This window comes from Streptomyces misionensis (assembly GCF_007896895.1).
Classification (GTDB): domain Bacteria; phylum Actinomycetota; class Actinomycetes; order Streptomycetales; family Streptomycetaceae; genus Streptomyces; species Streptomyces misionensis_A.
Genome location: NZ_VOGW01000040.1, coordinates 109,118 through 126,854, shown reverse-complemented (window position 1 = coordinate 126,854; position 17,737 = coordinate 109,118). Strand labels below are relative to the sequence as shown.

General features: G+C 73.7%; 15 protein-coding genes. 6 read left to right on the top strand and 9 right to left on the bottom strand.

Annotated elements, in window-relative coordinates:
- The coding region (locus tag FRZ03_RS07035; RefSeq protein ID WP_146464283.1) for an MGDG synthase family glycosyltransferase at positions 1 to 881 on the bottom strand (881 nt) is incomplete at its 3' end.
- Between the two features lie 326 nt (positions 882 to 1,207).
- Here FRZ03_RS07035 and FRZ03_RS07030 point away from each other — a divergent pair.
- Positions 1,208 to 2,020 carry a ribonuclease BN gene (locus FRZ03_RS07030; RefSeq protein ID WP_146464268.1) on the top strand — a complete coding sequence of 271 codons (813 nt, stop codon included), beginning with the start codon at positions 1,208 to 1,210 and terminating at the stop codon, positions 2,018 to 2,020.
- Positions 2,021 to 2,054: 34 nt separating this feature from the next.
- Here the strand turns inward: FRZ03_RS07030 and FRZ03_RS07025 are convergent, their stop codons facing one another.
- The 4 genes from FRZ03_RS07025 to FRZ03_RS07010 form a co-directional block, all read right to left on the bottom strand.
- A complete protein-coding gene (locus FRZ03_RS07025; protein WP_146464267.1) occupies positions 2,055 to 4,880 on the bottom strand; it encodes an NHLP bacteriocin export ABC transporter permease/ATPase subunit in 2,826 nt (941 codons plus the stop codon).
- A 1-nt stretch (position 4,881) separates the two neighbouring features.
- Positions 4,882 to 7,107, bottom strand: a complete 2,226-nt coding sequence (locus FRZ03_RS07020) for an NHLP family bacteriocin export ABC transporter peptidase/permease/ATPase subunit (protein ID WP_146464266.1) — start codon at positions 7,105 to 7,107, stop codon at positions 4,882 to 4,884.
- Entirely contained in the window at positions 7,104 to 7,907 is an 804-nt protein-coding gene (locus FRZ03_RS07015; protein ID WP_146464265.1) for an HlyD family efflux transporter periplasmic adaptor subunit, read from the bottom strand. The genes FRZ03_RS07020 and FRZ03_RS07015 overlap by 4 nt, the downstream gene beginning before the upstream one ends.
- A 102-nt stretch (positions 7,908 to 8,009) precedes the next feature.
- Positions 8,010 to 8,225 carry a hypothetical protein gene (locus tag FRZ03_RS07010; RefSeq protein ID WP_070023312.1) on the bottom strand — a complete coding sequence of 72 codons (216 nt, stop codon included), beginning with the start codon at positions 8,223 to 8,225 and terminating at the stop codon, positions 8,010 to 8,012.
- Positions 8,226 to 8,822: 597 nt separating this feature from the next.
- Between FRZ03_RS07010 and FRZ03_RS07005 the strand changes: the two genes are divergently transcribed.
- The 3 genes from FRZ03_RS07005 to FRZ03_RS38870 all read left to right on the top strand — a co-directional run bounded on the left by FRZ03_RS07005 (position 8,823) and on the right by FRZ03_RS38870 (position 9,850).
- Positions 8,823 to 9,110 carry a hypothetical protein gene (locus FRZ03_RS07005; protein ID WP_146464264.1) on the top strand — a complete coding sequence of 96 codons (288 nt, stop codon included), beginning with the start codon at positions 8,823 to 8,825 and terminating at the stop codon, positions 9,108 to 9,110.
- A gap of 66 nt (positions 9,111 to 9,176) precedes the next feature.
- Positions 9,177 to 9,545 carry a DUF6479 family protein gene (locus FRZ03_RS07000; RefSeq protein ID WP_261398647.1) on the top strand — a complete coding sequence of 123 codons (369 nt, stop codon included), beginning with the start codon at positions 9,177 to 9,179 and terminating at the stop codon, positions 9,543 to 9,545.
- A gap of 131 nt (positions 9,546 to 9,676) precedes the next feature.
- The gene (locus tag FRZ03_RS38870; RefSeq protein ID WP_186785288.1) at positions 9,677 to 9,850 is read left to right on the top strand and encodes a hypothetical protein; all 174 of its coding nucleotides are present in this window, start codon (positions 9,677 to 9,679) and stop codon (positions 9,848 to 9,850) included.
- A 63-nt stretch (positions 9,851 to 9,913) separates the two neighbouring features.
- Here the strand turns inward: FRZ03_RS38870 and FRZ03_RS06995 are convergent, their stop codons facing one another.
- Entirely contained in the window at positions 9,914 to 10,498 is a 585-nt protein-coding gene (locus FRZ03_RS06995; RefSeq protein ID WP_146464263.1) for a hydrolase, read from the bottom strand.
- A 65-nt stretch (positions 10,499 to 10,563) separates the two neighbouring features.
- Complete coding sequence (locus FRZ03_RS06990) at positions 10,564 to 11,001, bottom strand: MarR family winged helix-turn-helix transcriptional regulator (RefSeq protein ID WP_146464262.1); 438 nt, start codon at positions 10,999 to 11,001, stop codon at positions 10,564 to 10,566.
- A gap of 115 nt (positions 11,002 to 11,116) precedes the next feature.
- Here FRZ03_RS06990 and FRZ03_RS06985 point away from each other — a divergent pair, with 115 nt between their 5' ends.
- Positions 11,117 to 14,149, top strand: a complete 3,033-nt coding sequence (locus FRZ03_RS06985; RefSeq protein WP_146464261.1) for an FAD-binding and (Fe-S)-binding domain-containing protein — start codon at positions 11,117 to 11,119, stop codon at positions 14,147 to 14,149.
- Positions 14,150 to 14,332: 183 nt separating this feature from the next.
- Positions 14,333 to 15,343 carry an SDR family oxidoreductase gene (locus FRZ03_RS06980; RefSeq protein ID WP_146464260.1) on the top strand — a complete coding sequence of 337 codons (1,011 nt, stop codon included), beginning with the start codon at positions 14,333 to 14,335 and terminating at the stop codon, positions 15,341 to 15,343.
- Positions 15,344 to 15,519: 176 nt separating this feature from the next.
- Here FRZ03_RS06980 and FRZ03_RS06975 read toward each other — a convergent pair whose 3' ends face one another.
- Both FRZ03_RS06975 and FRZ03_RS06970 read right to left on the bottom strand, forming a co-directional pair.
- Positions 15,520 to 16,119, bottom strand: a complete 600-nt coding sequence (locus tag FRZ03_RS06975) for a TetR/AcrR family transcriptional regulator (RefSeq protein WP_146464259.1) — start codon at positions 16,117 to 16,119, stop codon at positions 15,520 to 15,522.
- The gene (locus FRZ03_RS06970) at positions 16,116 to 17,699 is read right to left on the bottom strand and encodes an MFS transporter (RefSeq protein ID WP_146464258.1); all 1,584 of its coding nucleotides are present in this window, start codon (positions 17,697 to 17,699) and stop codon (positions 16,116 to 16,118) included. The genes FRZ03_RS06975 and FRZ03_RS06970 overlap by 4 nt, the downstream gene beginning before the upstream one ends.
- Positions 17,700 to 17,737 lie beyond the last annotated feature (38 nt).

Here is a 17,737-nt window from a genome sequence, read left to right as displayed (position 1 = left end):
ACCCCCTCCAGGCCGTGGCCGGGCAGCGGGCGGTAACCGATCACGGGGAGACCGGCGGCGAGTGCCTGCACGGCGGTCTGGCCGGCCGCGTTGTCCAGCAGGGCGTGGGCCGCCGACAGCAGGCCCGGCATGTCCTCGACCCAGTCCAGGGCCAGCACCCCGGGCACCCGGCGGACGCCGTCGAGCAGCCGGCGGTTACGGCCGCACAGCACCACCGGCAGATATCCGGCCCCGGCGAGCAGCGCGGCGGTGCCGTCCGGCCGGGACGCCGCGCCCCAGGCGCCCGCGGACAGCAGCACCGGCGGCCGGCCGGGCGAGTGCCGGGCGAACCGCTCCCGCCAGCGGTCACCGCCCGGTGCCGGTGCCAGGAACTCCGGCGCGACGACCGGACCGGTCGCCACGGCCGCCGTGCCCAGGCTCCGCCGCACCTCGCCGGCCGCCGCGTCCGTCAGACACAGATACCGGTCGTTGCCCGGGTGCAGCCACTGCCGGTGCACGGCGAAGTCGACCAGATAGACCGCGCTGGGCACCCGCAGCCGCCCCCGGGCCCGGAGGTGGCCGGTCAGCTGAGCGGCGAGATGGAAGACGGACACCACCGCGTCGGCGCCCAGCCGGTCCACGAGCCCGAGCAGCCGGTCCCCGGCGAGCCGGGCCAGCGGCACCCCGCTGGGGCGGCTCCCGGGAGCGCCGCGCAGGAACGCGCCGTAGACCCCGGCGTACACCCAGGGCGCGTGCCGGACGACGGCCTGGTACCAGGAGCGCAGACCGGTCCCGAGGCCCGCCGGCAGCAGGGTCAGGACGTCGACGACGTACGGCTCGTGGCCGTAGCGCCCGGCACGCCGGGCCAACTCGGCGGCGACCGTGTCATGACCGGCCCCCATGCTCGCGCTGAGGATCAGCGTCCGGCGCCGGCCGGCGGGCGTGGGCCGTTCCCCGCGGGGCACCTCGGCAGAAGCACACACGGGGTCCGATTCTCCGGGCCGGCGCCGGGCAAACCGCCCAACCGGGCCGTGTCGGGTCCGGGACCGGGGTGAGATTCCCCAAAAGCGCGGGGCAGACCCGGGCCGGCCGACCCGGGTGGCCGTCTCCTCGGTGGCGCCGCGCCCGGAGCGTGCCAGAGTGAAGCGCGGAGGTGCGCGTGCCCGCCGGACCCGTCCCACGGGACACCGGCGGTCGCGCGCGTGCGGTGGCGAGCACGGGAGGTGCCGTGAGGCGGTGGCGGCGCGGCCTGCACCGCGCTTGGCGGTGGCTTCGCGTCCAGGCCCTGTTCCAGCACGGCCGGGAGCTGGAACTGATGCACCGGGCCATGGGCTTCGCCACGCTGGCGCTGGTGACGCTGGCCCCGCTGCTGATCGTGGTCGCCGCCGCCGACCCGCTGGTGCGCGGCGGGTTCGCCTCCTGGCTGACCGACGGCATGGGCCTGTCCGGGCCGTCGGCGCGGGTGGTCACCGACGTCATCAGCCCGCCGCACAACGTCATCGGCACCACCAGCGCGTGGAGCGCGGTCCTGCTCGCCGTCTTCGGCGTGTCCTTCGGCGGCAGTGTGCAGAACGCCTACGAACGCATCTGGGGGCTCGCCGCCGGCCCCTGGCACCGGGTCTGGCGGCAGGCCACATGGCTGATCGTGCTGACGGCCTACCTCTACCAGGAGGTGGCGACCAAGTCGGCGCTGCACGGGGGGCAGCGGATCCTGCTGTCCGGGGTGAGCGGCGTGCTGTTCTTCTGGTGGGGGCAGTGGTTCCTGCTGGGCGGCCAGGTCCGGTTGCGGCAGCTGCTGCCGGGCGCGCTGGCCACCGTCATCGGCCTCGCGGGCCTGCGGGCCTTCTCCTACCTCGTCTTCACCCCCCTCATCGTCGACAACGCCCTGAGCTACGGCGCGGTCGGCACCGTCCTCGTCATCGAGTCCTGGCTGATCGGCGTCGGCTTCGTCATCTACGGCGGCGCCCTCTTCGGCCGCTGGTTCTGCGAACACCACTGGATGCCGGTGCACCACCACGAGGGCGAAGAGGAACGGCCCTAGCTGTGCTGTCCCGGGCCGGCGCTCGGACGCGTTCCTACGCCAGTTGCCGCCGCACCAGTTCGTGCAGGCGCCCCGTCGTGTCCGCCAGCAACTCCGCCGGACTGCCCTGCTGGACCACCTTGCCGGCCTCCATCACCAGCACCCGGTCCGCGTCCAGCACCGTGGACAGGCGGTGGGCGATGACGACGCGGGTGGCGTTCAGCTTGCGGGTGCTGTCGATGACGATGCGCTGGGTGTCGTTGTCGAGGGCGCTGGTCGCCTCGTCGAAGAAGAGGATGCGGGGACGGCGGATCAGGGCCTGGGCGATCATCAGGCGCTGGCGCTGGCCGCCGGAGACCGAGCCGCTGCCGGAGACGATCGTGTGCAGGCCCATCGGCATCCGCTTGATGTCCTCCGCGAGCCCCGCCATCTCGGCCGCCGCCATCGCCTCCTCCGGGGTGTACGGCTCGGTGCCGCAGATGACGTCCAGGAGGGAGCCGGTGAACGGCTGGGCGTGCTGGAGCACCACCCCGCACTGGCGGCGCACCGCCGACTGGTCCAGCGCCGCGAGGTCCTGGCCGTCGTACAGGACGCTGCCGGAGACCGGCCGGTCGAAGCCGATCAGCAGCCGCAGCAGGGTGGACTTGCCGCAGCCGCTCGGGCCGACGACCGCGACGAACTCGCCCGGCCGCACCGTGAAGGAGACGTCGTCCAGGACGAGCGGGCCGTCGTCGGTGTAGCGGAACGACAGCCGGCGGGCCTCCAGCGCGCCCGAGAGCGGGCCCGGCCGGGTGCTCGCCGCCGGGACCTCCGGCGCGGCGTCCAGCACCGGCCGGATCTCCTCGAACAGCGGCAGCGCCGCCACCGCCGACACCAGCGAGCCGGTCAGCTGGGTGACCGAGGTCAGCACCATCGTCACCGACGTGTTGAAGGTGAGGAAGTCGGCCGCCGACAGCGTGCCCTTCGCCGGCCCCGCCAGCAGCATGAACATCAGCAGCGAGCACACCGGCAGGTAGACCGCGCCGAGCACCGTGGTGAGGTTCTTGATCCGCCCCGCCTTCTGCTGGAGCTCCCGGCCGCGCGCGAACTCCCGCGCCCAGGCGGCGTACGCGTAGTTCTCGGCGGCCGCCACCCGCAGCTTGGGCAGTCCGCGCAGGGTCTGGAACGCCTGGTTGTTCAGCCGGTTGCCGAGCACCACCAGCCGCCGCTGCCAGCGCACCTGCCACAGCCCGAGCCCCAGGAACACGGCCGCGATCACGACCAGCATGCCGATCGCCGCGAGCGCCATCGGCACGCTGTACCACAGCAGCAGCCCGAGGTTCATCACCCCGACCGTCACCGACTGCGCGACCACCGGGCCGACGCCCGCCAGCATCCGGCGCATCGCGCTGATCCCCATGGCGGCACTGGCCAGTTCGCCCGTCGAGCGCCGGGTGAAGAACCGGGTCGGCAGCCGCAGCAGCCGGTCCCAGACGGCCGGCTGCAACGCCGCCTCGATCCGGCCCTCCAGCCGCAGGATGGACAGGTTCTCCAGCAGCGTGAACGCCGCCGACACCACCCCGCTGACCATCACCGCCAGGCACACCTGGACGATCAGGCCCTCCTGCGCCCTCGGCACGTACTCGCCGAGCACCTTGCCGGTCGCGACGGGCACCAGCGCGCCGATCGCCACCGTCACCAGCCCGGCGAGCAGCAGGGCCAGCAGATCGCCGCGGGCGCCGCGCAGGGTGAACCGGAGCAGGCCGAGGGGCGACAACGGCTTGTCCGGCAGCGGCCGGTAGAACATCACCGCGCGGGGCTCGAACTCCTGCGCGTTCGCCTTCCCGACGGGGGTCTCCCGGCCGGTGCCGGGATGGACGGCCGCGTACCCGCCGCGCCGCCACAGCAGGGCGACCGGCGCCCCGGACAGCGCCCGCTGCCCCACCAGCGGGCCCACGTTCTCCCGCCACCAGCGGCCCTGGAGCCGTACGGCCCGGGTGCGCACCCCGGAGGCCAGCGCCACCCGCTCCACCGGATCGAGGCGTTCGCTCTCGGCGCCGCCCCGCGCCGGGTCGGCCAGCCGGATTCCGGCCGCCTCGGCGACCAGCGCGCAGGCCGCGTACGTGGCGTCGGCGTCGGCGGCCGTGGTACGGCGGCCCGAGCGCCGGCCGATGGAGGCCAGCAGGGTCCGGTCGGCCTGGGCGCCGGCCGCCTCACCGGCCCTGATCCCGGCGGCCGTGCGGGTCTCGTGGCTGCGCTCCAGCTGTTCGATCCACCGGTCCAGCGCGGTCAGCAGCCGGTACTGCTGGTCGACCAGCGACTGCCACAGCGCCGGGTCCATCAGCAGATCGGCGGCGGCCTCCGCGCCGTAGAGGGAGCCGTACTGGACGCTGCCGGGCGGCACCTGCATCCAGAACACGTCGTCGTCCGCGGGGGCCTGGGAGCGGTCCTCGGCGAGCGGCGCCTGGAAGAGGACGGACAGACCGCGCCCGACGCCGAGCGCGAGGGCGTACTCCAGCGGGCTGGAGGCGGGCGGCACGTACTGGGGCGCGCCGTACTCGTCGTACGACCAGGTCTGGGTGCCCGCCGGCTGGTACAGCTCGCGCAGGCCCACGCGGTGCACCACGCAGTCGCGCACCGGGCGGGCCACCAGGGTGTGCCGGGACCCCGCGACCGGGCCGAGCAGCAGGGCGCCGGCCTCCAGGCGGCCCAGATGGTGCCAGTGGCCCTGCTCGGCGGCGTCCACCGCGAACAGGTCCAGGGCGCCGGCCGCCACCAGCCACAGCACCTGCGGGCCCTCCAGATCGAGGCGGGTGAGCCCGGCGCAGTCCACCCGGGTGCCGAGCGCGCCCAGCGCGCCGAGCACCAGATCGCCGTCGTGCCCCTCCTGAACCGTCGTCATCTCACCGCTCCCTGACCAGCGCCGCGTACGCGCCGCCGCGCGCCACCAGCTCCTCGTGCCGTCCGCGCTCGACCACCGTGCCGTGCTGGAGCACCACGATCTCGTCGCTGTCGCGGACCGTGCTCAGCCGGTGCGCGATCACCACGCAGGCGCAGCCGCGCCGGCGCAGGTTGTCCATCACCACCAGCTCGGTCTCCGCGTCCAGCGCGCTGGTCACCTCGTCGAGGACGAGGATGCTCGGCCGGCGCACCAAAGCGCGTGCGATCTCCAGGCGTTGGCGCTGCCCGCCGGAGAAGTTGCGGCCGTCCTGCTCGACCTTGCCGTGGATGCCGCCCGGGCGGCGCGCCACCACCTCGTACAGCGCCGCGTCCTTCAGCGCCTCGACCACCGCCTCGTCGGGGATGGACGGGTCCCACAGGGCCACGTTGTCGCGGACCGAGCCCTCGAAGAGGAACACCTCCTGGTCCACGAAGGAGACGGAGGCGGCGAGCGCGCCGCGCGGGATGTCCTCCAGGCGCCGGCCGTCGATGCGGATCACCCCGTCCCAGGGGGCGTACAGGCCCGAGATCAGCCGGGACACCGTGGACTTGCCGCTGCCCGAGCCGCCGACCAGGGCCACTTGCTGACCCGGACCCACGGTCAGGTCGAAGCCGGTCAGCAGCGGCTTGTCCAGCGGGCTGTAGCCGAAGGTGACGTTCTCCAGCTCGACATGGCCGTGCAGCCGGCGCGTGGACTCGCCCGTGCCGGGGCGGTCGTAGAGCGGGTCGGCCTGGAAGTTCTCCACGTCCTTGAGCCGGGCCACGTCGGCCGCGAAGTCCTGGATGCGGCCCGCCACCGAGTTGAGCCGGGTCAGCGGCGCGGTGAAGCGGGTGACCAGCGCCTGGAAGGCCACCAGCAGGCCCACCGAGATGTGGCCCTCGACCGCGCGCAGACCGCCGATCCACAGGATCAGCGCGCTGTTGAACGTGGCCAGGGTGGGCGCGACCACCCCGAGCCAGGCGCTCGGCACCCCGAGCCGCTGCTGCTCCTCCAGCGTGGTGGCGTGCTGCCCCGCCCACTTGCGGAAGTAGCCGTCCTCACCACCGGTCGCCTTCATCGTCTCGATCAACTGGAGCCCGGTGTAGGCGGTGTTGGTCAGCCGCGCGGTGTCGGCGCGCAGCTTGGCCGTGCGGGTCGCGCGCAGCCGCACGACCAGCCGCATGGCGACGACGTTCAGCAGCGCGACACCGATGCCGAGGAACGTCAGCTGGGGGTCGTAGGTGTAGAGCAGCACCGCGTACAGCACCACCACGATCGCGTCCACGCCCGCCGCCGCCAGATCGCGGGCCAGGGTCTCCGCCACCTGGTCGTTGGACTGGAGCCGCTGCACCAGGTCGGCGGGGGAGCGCTGGGCGAAGAACGTCACCGGCAGCCGCAGCAGATGACGCAGGAAGCGGGCGCTGGTCAGCGTCGAGGAGATGATCCGGCCGTGCAGCAGATTGGCCTGCTGGAGCCAGGTCAGCACCAGCGTGAGCAGCACGCACGCGGCCATGGCGGTGAACAGCACGCCGAGCAGCGAGGTCTGGCCGCCTATCAGGAACATGTCGATGTACGTGCGGCTGAGCGCCGGTACGGCCGCGCCGACCGCGACGAGGAGCAGGCTGGCCAGCACCGCGGCGGGCAGGGTGCCGGCGGTGCCGCGCAGCCGGGCGGGCATGGCGCCGAGCACGCCCGGCCGGCGTCCGCCGCGGGTGAAGTCCTCGCCGGGCTCCAGCACCAGGACGACGCCGGTGAAGCTGCCGTCGAACTCCTCCAGGGGCACGAAACGGCGGCCCTTGGCGGGGTCGTTGATGTGGATGCCGCGCCGGCCGAAGCGGCGGCCCATGCCGTCGTAGACGACGTAGTGGTTGAACTCCCAGAACAGGATGGCCGGGGCGCGCACCTCGGCGAGGGCGGCCAGGTCCATCTGCATGCCCTTGGCGGTCAGACCGTAACTGCGGGCCGCTTTCAGCAGGTTGCTGGCGCGCGAGCCGTCCCGGGAGACGCCGCAGGCGATGCGCAGCTCCTCCAGCGGGACGTGCCGTCCGTAGTGGCCGAGGACCATCGCGAGGGAGGCGGCACCGCACTCGACGGCCTCCATCTGCAGGACCGTCGGGGTGCGGACGCCACCGATACGGGGCCGCGGGGCCGGACGCCGGGCGGGGGCCGCGCGTCTGCGGCCACGGGTCTGCGGCGGGGTGGACGTCACGGGAGCAGCCAATCGACGGGGTGCTGGTCGGCCAGCCTGATCGAGGCGGAGGCGAGGGTCATGGAGTCCGGCCGGAACGGGGGCCCGTCGCTGGTGGACCACCGGTAGCCGCTCCTGGTGGGGGCCTTCTCCAGCCGTACGGTGACGGCGACCGGGGGGCCGTTCCGGGTGAACTGCCGGCCGAGCTGGTCGTCGCCGAGGAAGGCGGCGATCGAGCGGTCGGACTGCGCGGCCCGGTCCACCGAGCGGACCTGGCCGCGCAGCACGCCGTAGCGCTGGGCGGGCACCGAGGAGAGGGTGAGGTCCACGGTGGCGTGCGCGGGGATGGCGGCGGCGTTCTGGGCGGGTACGTACACGGTGGCGTACAGCGGGTCGTCCGTGTGGGCGACCTTCTCGACGGCGGCCACGTCGGTGCCGGTCTGCACGATCTGCCCGATGGTGGCGGCGAGCGTGGTGACACGGCCCGCGGCGACCGTGCGGACCACCGAATCCCCTTGAGCGGTACGGACCTTGAGGACCGGCGCGGCCGCGGGCAGCCGTTCGCCCTGCCGGGCCAGCACGGCCGTCACCTGACCCGCCACGGGGCTCTGCAGCACATAACTGCCCTGCCCGTGGGTGAGGATGGCCGGCGCGCTCACCGTGGAGGCGACCGAACCGGTCACCGCCCACACGGAGGCCGCGGCCATGACGACGACGGTGACCCCGAGCGCGAGCCAGCCCTGCGGGCGGGCGAGCCGCACCGGGAGGTCCAGCTCCTGGGGCGACTGGAGCTTGGCGAGGGCCTGTTGGCGGAACTGCACGGAACTTCCCTCACCTGGGGGACGGACGCGGGTGTGCCGGGACATCCGAGAGCCCCGGAGCCGGGGGACGGCTCCGGGACCACCGGGTGGTGCGAGGTGCGGTCAGAGACCGGCGACCAGGTTGGTGACCGGGGCCACGTTCAGGCCGGTGACACCCTCGACGGTGCCGATGGCCGTGCCGGCCAGCTCGGAAACCGGGGCGATGCCGTTGACGGCACCGGTCACGGTGTTGAGCGCGTTCACCTGGAGACCGCCGGAGACGGCGTCCAGCTCGGCGTCGGCGATCTCAGCGGTCTGGACCTGGGGGGTGGAGTTCATGATGGAACTTCCCTTCATATGGATATTCACAAGGGGGGAAGCGGCGCTCTGCTGGATGCAGAGGGACTGCCGCGGCCGCGGGCGGCGGGCACCGTCGCCGGGGCCCGTCGGCCCCCCGCGGTGCGATGGATCAAAGCACGCACGCGGCGCGCGCTTCCAATCAACCAGGGCTCTCACCTGGGAACTTGATCCAAGACGGGGGACATCCGTGCAGGCGTGGACACGGCTTGTCGGCGACTTTTTCACATGCCGCACGGCATCGGCGCGGACGCGGACTTGCTCTGGCGCGGTCCGTCGGGCATGTCGTGTGTTCCGGACCTCCCGCGGGCGTGTGGATGTGCAGAACCGTTGCCCACGGTGACTTCGTTGAGCATTCAATGTGCAGATTCGCTGAAGCGATGGTTCCGGTATGCGACCGATACTGAGCGCAACTGATCGAATCCGTAGAGTGTCGGAACGGAGACAGGCACGTCTGTCACGAGAGCACCGTGCGGAACGCACGGGTCACGTTGTGTTCGGAGGCTTTCGAGTGGCGGACGGGGCCTTGGTTGCGGCTTGGACAGGCGCGCCGACGCCACCGGGCCTAGATTCGATGGGGTGGCACACACCTTCGATGAACTGGTGCAGAAGCAGCGGGCGGCCGACGCGGCCCACGCCACGGTCGAGGACCTGCGGGAGACCTACGGACCGCCGGCCGAACGCGGCATGACCGGCGCCCAGTCGGGCACCTATGAGACCGCGCTGCGCGCCTGGCGCGACCTCGCCCGGGACGTGCAGAGCGCGCTGAGCGAGTACGCGAAGGAGACGGGCCGGCCGCGCGCCGACATCGAGGCCGAGGTGGAACGCGCCGCCGCCGACCAGGCCCACCGCCCGCCGCCCGGCTGACGCACCGCACCCGTATCGGTCGTCGCCTGCGGGTATTCGCTCGCGCGGCCCGGGTACCCGGCGACCATGGACACTGCCATGTACGAAGCGGCCACCCGTTCACAGGTCTTCGGATACGTCCTCATCCTGGTCGTCGGCGCCGCCTGTGTCGGCGGACTGATCTGGGCGTTCCGGCTGGGCTTCAAGGTGCGTCAGCGGGAACCCGCCCCGCCGCGTCCCGAGGAGCAGCCGAAGCTGCCGCCGACGGGGCCGGTGCGGGAGAGCCATGAGATGCGGGAGCCCGAGGACGTGCCGAAGGCCGCCGACGGGAACGAGCGGCTGACCCCCCACCAGCTCACCAACGTGCGTTCCCGGCGCGCCGACGACCAGCGGCGTCCGCGCTGGTCGCCCGGTTCCAGCGGGTCCTTCGGCGGCGGTGGCGGCGGTCGCACCTGACGGTCGCCCGGGCCGGCCGGGGTTTGTGGCCGCCCCGCGCGGGGACCCGCCCCCGGACAGCGGACACCCAGGCCCGCGCGGGGCCGACCGGCCCCCGTCGGCCGCAGCACGCAGAGGGAAGATGACGCGACGTGACCGTGCGCACGACACAGAAGCCGGACGTGCCGGTGGACGAGACGGGGTGGGCGCGGACGCGCGGCCGAAGGGACCGGGGAGTGCGCACCTGCCTGCCCGCCGTCCTGGACCGCGGCACTTGGCGACCGGGGGAGGACGCCGAGGACACCATCGTGCGCGGCGAGGACTGACAGGCGTCCGCGGACCCGGCCCCACACCGTCCGAGGCGGTGCGGGGCCGGGCCCGCGTGCGGCTCAGCCGTGGGTCTTGGCGAGCAGCTCCAGGATCTCCTCGGTGGTGCCGGTCTCGCCGAGCTTCGGGAAGATCTTCTCGACGCTGTGCGCGTGCGTCTGCGCGTCACGGTCGGCCATCGCGTCCGTGGCGAGCGTGACGTTGTAGCCCATGGCGTAGGCGTCACGCGCGGTGGACTCGACGCCGATGCTGGTGGCGATGCCGGTCAGCACGACCTGGGTGACACCGCGGCGGCGCAGCTGCACGTCCAGGTCGGTGCCGAACAGGGCGCTCCAGTTGTGCTTGGTGACGCGGATGTCGCCGTCGTGGCCGGTCAGATCGTCGACCAGGACGTCCCAGCCCTCCGGGAAGGCCGCGCCGCCGCCCTGCTGCTCGGTGCGGCCGGGCACGGCGTCGGAGAAGTCGGCGGCGAAGGAGACCCGGACGAGGACGACGGGCAGGTCGCGGGCGCGGAACGCGTCGGCGAGCCGCACCGAGCGGGCCAGCACGTCGGCGCCGGAGTGCGGCTGGGTGGGGGCGCCCACGATGCCGCGCTGGAGGTCGATGACGACGAGGGCGGTACGGGGGTCGAGCGTGGTGAGCGACATGAGTCGGTCAGGCCTTTCGAGGGGTGTGCTTCGAGGGGTGTTCCGGTGAGCCGGCCCGCCCGGCGTCAGTGCCGGGACAGCCGCTGCAACAGCTCCAGGGCGGTGAGGACCGTCTGCCGCTCCTCGTCGGTGTAACGCTCCTGGAAGGCGCGCGCCAGCCACTCCTCGCGCACCTGCCTGTTGCCCTCGATCCGGGCCCGGCCGGTGTCGGTCAGGGTGACCAGCTGGCGGCGGCCGTCGTCGCGGTCGGGGGTACGGCGGATCAGCCCGTGCTGTTCCAGTGCGGCCAGCGTGGTGGCCATGGACTGCGGGCGCACCCCTTCGGCGGCGGCCAGCGCGCTGGCGGTGGCCGCGCCGTGCTTGCCGGCCAGGCTCAGCGCGGACTCCTGCGACGGTGTCAGGTCAGCGTCCTGGGCGACCTCGCGGATGCGCCGCCGCAGCCGGCTGAACACCACCCGCAGGTCACGCGCCGCCCGGACGGCCGCGTCGGAGATGTGATCCATGCCGTCACCCTAGATCCGCCAGGAGAGACTGTCCAGCCGAGGCTGTTCAGCTTTACCTGAACAACTCTCGGGTACTCGGCGCTCGGACCGATCCGGTGGGACGCGAGGAGTGCGGATGACCTCTGGGGACACGGCCGGCCTTGCGGCGGCACTGCGTGCCGAGGTGGACGGCGAGATCCGTTTCGACGCGGGCAGCCGTGGCGCCTACGCCACGGACGGCTCCAACTACCGGCAGGTGCCTCTCGGGGTCGTCGTCCCGCGCACGGTGGAGGCGGGCGCCCGCGCCGTGTCGGTGTGCGCCCGCTTCGGCGCCCCCGTCCTGTCCCGGGGCGGCGGCACCAGTCTGGCCGGGCAGTGCACCAACACCGCCGTGGTGATCGACTGGACCAAGTACTGCGACGCCCTGATCAGCGTGGACCCCGAACGGCGCACCTGCGTGGTGGAGCCCGGGATCGTCCTGGACGCGCTCAACAGGGAACTCGCACGCCACAAGCTCCAGTTCGGGCCGAAGCCGTCCACCCACAGCCACTGCGCCCTCGGCGGCATGATCGGCAACAACTCCTGCGGGGCCTCCGCGCAGGCCTACGGCAAGACCGTCGACAACGTCCGGCGCCTGGAGATCCTCACCTACGACGGGCAGCGCGCCTGGGTCGGTCCCACCCCGCCGGACGAACGGGCCCGGATCGTCTCCGCCGGCGGCCGGCTCGCCGCGATCTACGCCGGTCTGGACCGCATCGCCACCGAGTACCTGGCCGACATCCGCCACGGCTACCCGAAGATCCCGCGCCGCGTCTCCGGCTACAACCTCGACTCCCTGCTGCCCGAGAACGGCTTCGACGTGGCCAAGGCGCTCGTCGGCAGCGAGGGCACCCTGGTCACCGTGCTGCGGGCCGAACTCGACCTCGTGCCCGTACCGCCCTACCAGTCGCTGCTGGTCCTCGGCTACGACGACATCTGCGCCGCCGCCGACGACGTGCCCAGCCTCCTCGAACACTGCTCGCCCACCCAACTGGAGGCCCTGGACGGGCGCATGGCCCAGCTGATGCGCGAGGAGGGCGCCTACCTCGACTCCCTCGACGTCCTTCCGGAGGGCGACGGCTGGCTGATGGTGCAGTACAGCGGTGACAGCCAGGAGGACGTCGACGAACAGGCACACGCCCTGCTGCGTGCCCTCGACCGCGACGAGAAGAGCCCGCGGGTCGCCTTCTCCGACGACCCCGAGCGCGAGCAGAAGATGCTCAGGGCCCGCGAGGCAGGCCTCGGCGTCACCGCCCGCCCGCCGGACGACCGGGAGACCTGGGAGGGCTGGGAGGACTCCGCCGTACCGCCCGAGCGACTCGGCGACTATCTCCGCGACCTCAAGGCGCTGTTCGAGGAGTTCGACTACGACCACCCGTCGCTGTACGGCCACTTCGGACAGGGCTGTGTCCACACCCGCATCCCCTTCAACCTGCGGACCGCCGAGGGCGTCGCGCACTTCAGCCGCTTCGTGGAGCGGGCCGCCGACCTCGTGTCCTCCTACGGCGGTTCGCTCTCCGGCGAGCACGGCGACGGCCAGGCCCGGGGCGAGCTGCTCACCCGGATGTTCGGCGAGCGCCTGGTCACCGCCTTCGGCGAGCTGAAGGACCTGTTCGACCCGGACGACCGGATGAACCCCGGAAAGATCGTCCGGCCCCACCCGGTGGACGGGCAACTGCGCCTCGGCTCCACCTGGCGGCCCGGCACCCCGGCCACCCACTTCGGCTTCCCCGAGGACGACCACTCCTTCAACCGCGCGGTGATGCGCTGCGTCGGCATCGGCAACTGCCGCAGCCACTCCGGCGGCGTGATGTGCCCCTCGTACCGGGCCACCCGCGAGGAGGAGCACTCCACCCGGGGCCGGGCCCGGCTGCTGTTCGAGATGCTGAACGGGCACGCCGACTCCGCGATCCAGGACGGCTGGCGCTCCACCGCCGTACGCGACGCCCTCGACCTGTGCCTGGCCTGCAAGGGCTGCAAGTCCGACTGCCCCACCGGAGTCGACATGGCCACCCTCAAGGCCGAGTTCCTCTCCCACCACTACGCGGGCCGCCCGCGCCCGGCCGCCCACTACGCCCTGGGCCGGCTCCCGCTGTGGGCCCGGCTGTCCCGGCTCGCCCCCGCGCTGGTCAACTCCGCGCTGCACGCGCCCGGCCTGGCCCGCGCGGGCAAACTGCTGGCCGGCGTGGACCAGGCCCGCTCGGCGCCGGTGTTCGCCGAGGAGTCCTTCACGCAGTGGTGGCGGGCCCAGGACCGCGAGCAGCCGGACCCCGCCGACCCGCGCACCGTACTGCTGTGGCCGGACACCTTCACCACCTACTTCCACCCCGCGATCGGCCGCGCGGCCGTGCGCGTCCTGGAGGACGCCGGATTCCGGGTCGCCGTCCCCACCGAGCCGGTGTGCTGCGGGCTCACCTGGATCTCCACCGGCCAACTCGATGCCGCCGAGCGGGTGCTGCGGCGCACCCTCGATGTGCTCGCGCCCTGGCTGGAGGCCGGCACCCCGGTGATCGGACTCGAACCGTCCTGCACCGCCGTCCTCCGCTCCGACGCCCCCGAACTCCTCCCGGCCGACCAGGACGTCGCCCGGCTCGCCGGACAGGTCCGCACCCTCGCCGAACAGCTCGTCCACCACGCCCCCGAGGACTGGCGGCCACCCCGGCTCGCCCGGCAGGCCACCGTGCAGACCCACTGCCACCAGCACGCCGTGCTCGAGTCCGACGCCGACCGCGAACTGATGCGGCGCGCCCACCTCGACGCCGACGTCCTCGACGAGGGCTGCTGCGGGCTCGCCGGGAACTTCGGCTTCGAACGCGGCCACCACGAGGTGTCCATGGCCGTCGCCGAACAGGGCGTCCTGCCCGCCGTCCGGGGCGCCGCCCCCGACAGCCTGGTGCTCGCCGACGGCTTCAGCTGCCGCACCCAGATCGAGGAGGGCGGCACCGGCCGCCGCGCCGTGCACCTCGCCGAGGCCCTGGCCTTCGCCCTCGACGGCAATCTGCCCAGCGAACACCCCGAGCGCCTGGCCGACCGCCCGCCCCAGCCGTCCCGCAGGGCCCGCTGGGCGACGACCGCCGCCCTGCCCGCGGGCGCGGCGCTCGGCCTGTGGCTGCTGCGCCGCCGCGCCTGAGAAGTGCCGCATGAGCGACCGGCCGGCCACCCACCGCCGTCCCCACCGTGCCCACCGGCCCCCCAGGGGCGGACGGCACCCTCGCCCGGGGACGGCGCCACCGCCGGTGTGCCGGGGTCGCCGCGCAGGCCGTCGCCGCCACCCGCACGCGGTGACGTCATCGAAAGGAAAGAGGAGTCGACCATGCCCACGACCGTCGTCATCACCGGGGCCAGCGCCGGGATCGGCCGCGCCACCGCCCGCCGTTACGCCCGGCGCGGGGCGAACGTGGTCCTGGTCGCGCGCGGCGAAGGCGGCCTCGGTGCGGCCGCCGACGAGGTGACCGCGCTCGGCGGCCACCCCCTCGTGCAGCCCGCCGACATGGCCGACCCGGCCCAGGCGGAGGCCGTCGCGGAGGCCGCCGAGCGGGAGTTCGGGCCGATCGACGTATGGATCAACTGCGCCTTCGCGTCCGTGTTCGCGCCCTTCGAGCAGATCACCCCGGACGAGTACCGGCGCATCACCGAGGTCACCTACCTGGGCTTCGTCAACGGCACCCGCGCCGCCCTCGCCCGGATGCTGCCGCGCGACCGCGGCACCATCGTGCAGGTGGGCTCCGCGCTCGGCGAACGCTCGATCCCGCTCCAATCGGCGTACTGCGGGGCCAAGCACGCCATCAACGGCTTCACCTCGTCCCTGCGCACCGAACTCCTGCACCGGGGCAGCGGCGTGTCCGTGACCGTCGCCCAGATGCCCGCCGTCAACACCCCCCAGTTCGACTGGGTACGCTCCCGCCTGCCCCGGCACCCCATGCCGGTCCCGCCGATCTATCAGCCCGAGGTCGCCGCCCGGGGCGTGGTGTACGCCGCCGACCACCCGCGTCGCAAGCAGTACTACATCGGCGCTTCCACCGTGGCCACCATCTGGGCCAACCGGTTCGTCCCGGCGCTGCTCGACCGCTATCTCGCCCGCACCGGCTACGACTCCCAGCAGAGCGACCGGGTCCCGCCCAGCGGCGAGCACAACCTCTTCACCCCTGTCGACCGCTCGGCCGCCGCGGACCACGGCGCCCACGGCGCCTTCGACGCCCAGGCCCACGCCCACTCCTGGCAGGAGGCCCTGCTGCGGCACCCCACCGCCACGGCCCTCGGCGCGGGCGCAGCCGCCCTCGCCGCCGCCACGGCCGTCCGCCGCGTGACGCGCGCCGCCGCCTGACCGGACCGACCGGGGCAGATGAGCGACGCCGGCGCCGTGGGAATGCGGCGGCCGGACCGCCGAGCAGCCGACGGCGCTCGAACACGATCGCCGGTCGATGGCCGGTGCCCCGAAGCGCCGGGCCCACCCGCCCGACCGGTGGACGCGGTCCGGGGGCGAGAGGGCGAGGGGCCCGCTCAGCTACTGGGGGCGTCCTGCTCGTCGTAGGGCCCGGACCGTCCGGACAGCGTGTCGAGCAGCAGGCCGGCCACGTCCGCCGCCTCGGCCTTGCCGAGTTCGTCGAAGGCGCCCGAGCGGTGGCCGAGGACGACACCGACCACCGCGGCCACGACCAGCTCGGCGCGCAGCCGGGGCCGGTCCACCCCCTCGCGGGTGAAGCGCCTGACCAGCGGCTCCACCAGACGGGCGTGCAGCGCGGCCTTGGCGGCATCCGCGGCCGCCGCGTCCCGCAGCGGCTCGACGGCCACCTGGAGCAGCGGCACCAGACCGCGGCGTTCCACGCGGTCCACGATGTCGAGCAGGCGCTCGGGATCCAGTACGTCACGCACCACGTCGCCGCGCTCCTCCTCCAGGGCGGCGAGGTAGAGCCGGGTCTTGCTCCCGAAGTAGCGGGCGATCAGCGCGGGGTCCACACCGGCCCGCTCGCCGATGTCCCGGATGGTGGTCCGGTCGAAGCCGCGTTCGGAGAACAGGTCGGTCGCCGCCCGCAGCAGCGCCTCGCGGGTACGCCCCGCATCGCGCCGCCGGCCCGCGGCCCCGGGCGTCCGCGCGGTCACCGGTCGGCTCCCGGACGGCCGGAGGCGTCCTGCCGGGTGGTGCGCCGTGCGAGACCGGGCAGGAGCCGATCGGCCGCAGTCGCCGGCTCGGCGGTGTCCGTCTCGGCCGCCTGCACGGGCTCCGCCGCGACGACGGCCGCCTCCCTGGCCTGCCCGCCCCGCGCGGCGGGCACCGTGCGGCCGGCCGGCCGGTGCGGGCGGACGAGCAGCCAGGCGACCAGGGCCGTGAGGATCCAGACCGCGCAGTCCAGCACGCCGGCCGTGCCGTAGTCGTGGTTCGGCGGCACGGACGACGAGCCGGCCGCCGAGGTCACCACCACCGCGCTGAGCGCGCTGCCCGTCGAGTAACCGATGTACTTCACGACCTGGTTGAAGCTGGTGGCGCTGCCGGTCTCGTGCGCGGGAACCGCGCTCACGATCAGCGCCGGCATGACCGACACGGTGAAGCCGACGCCGAGCCCGATCACGCCCATGAGGACGAACATCTCCCACAGGCTGTTCCTCGCGAACACGAAGACGATCGTACCCACGAGGGAGACCACACAGCCCAGCGGCAGCAGCGAGGCGAGCGGCACCCGCCGGACCAGGACCCGCACGACGCGCCCGGAGACCAGGCTCGCCAGCGAGAACGGCACCAGGGTCAAGCCGGTGACGACGACCGACGCGCCGAATCCGTAGCCGGCCGACGGAGGCGTCTGCACGTACCGGGTGACCACCGACATCATCACGTACAGGCCGACCCCGGAGAGCACGGCGGTGAGGTCGGTGGCGAGGACCGTGCGCTCCTTGACGAGCCGGACGTCCACCAGCGGGTGCGCGGTGCGCAGTTCGTGCCGCACCCACCACACCAGCAGCAGGATCGCGACCAGGCCCATGCCCAGCAGCCGGGGCGAGGTCCAGCCCCAGCGCTCGGCCTGGCTGAGCGCGAACAGCAGGCCGCCGAGGCCGAGTCCGAGGAGCAGCGCGCCCGGCGTGTCCAGGCGGTGGGACGGTCGCGGCGGCGACGGGGGCAGGACGAGCGCGCAGGCGACCAGGACCGCCGCGGCGGCGACCGCCGCGAACCAGAACCCGGAGTGCAGTCCCAGATAGGTGGCGAACAGGCCGGTCACCGGGTAACCCAGGCCCACGCCCACGGCGGAGGTCAGCGACAGGGTGGCTATCGCGGGCCGCGCCTTCTCGGCCGGCAGGGCGTCCCGCACGGTCGCCATGGCCAGCGGGGTGAGCCCGATGCCGGCGCCCTGGAACGCCCGGCCGACGATCAGCCAGGCGAAGCCCAGCGGGAGCGCGGCGAGGACGCTGCCGACGAGGACGACGGCCAGTCCGACGAGGATCACCCCGCGCCGGTGCGGCCCGTCGCCGAGGCGTCCCATGGCCGGGGTGGCCACCGCCCCGACCAGCATCGTCACGGTGAGCGACCACTGGGCGCCGGCCACCGAGACGCCGTCCACCTCCGCGATCGTGGGGATCAGCGGGGCGCCGAGACTGCTGATGACCGCCACGAGCATCGCGAGCGAGAGCAGCACGGGTGTCAGGGCGCTTCGCCGTGTGGAGGAGGGGGCGGCGTGGGATGCGGCGGGCATAGGCGGCCAATCTTGTCATCGGCTGATGTCATCAAGCG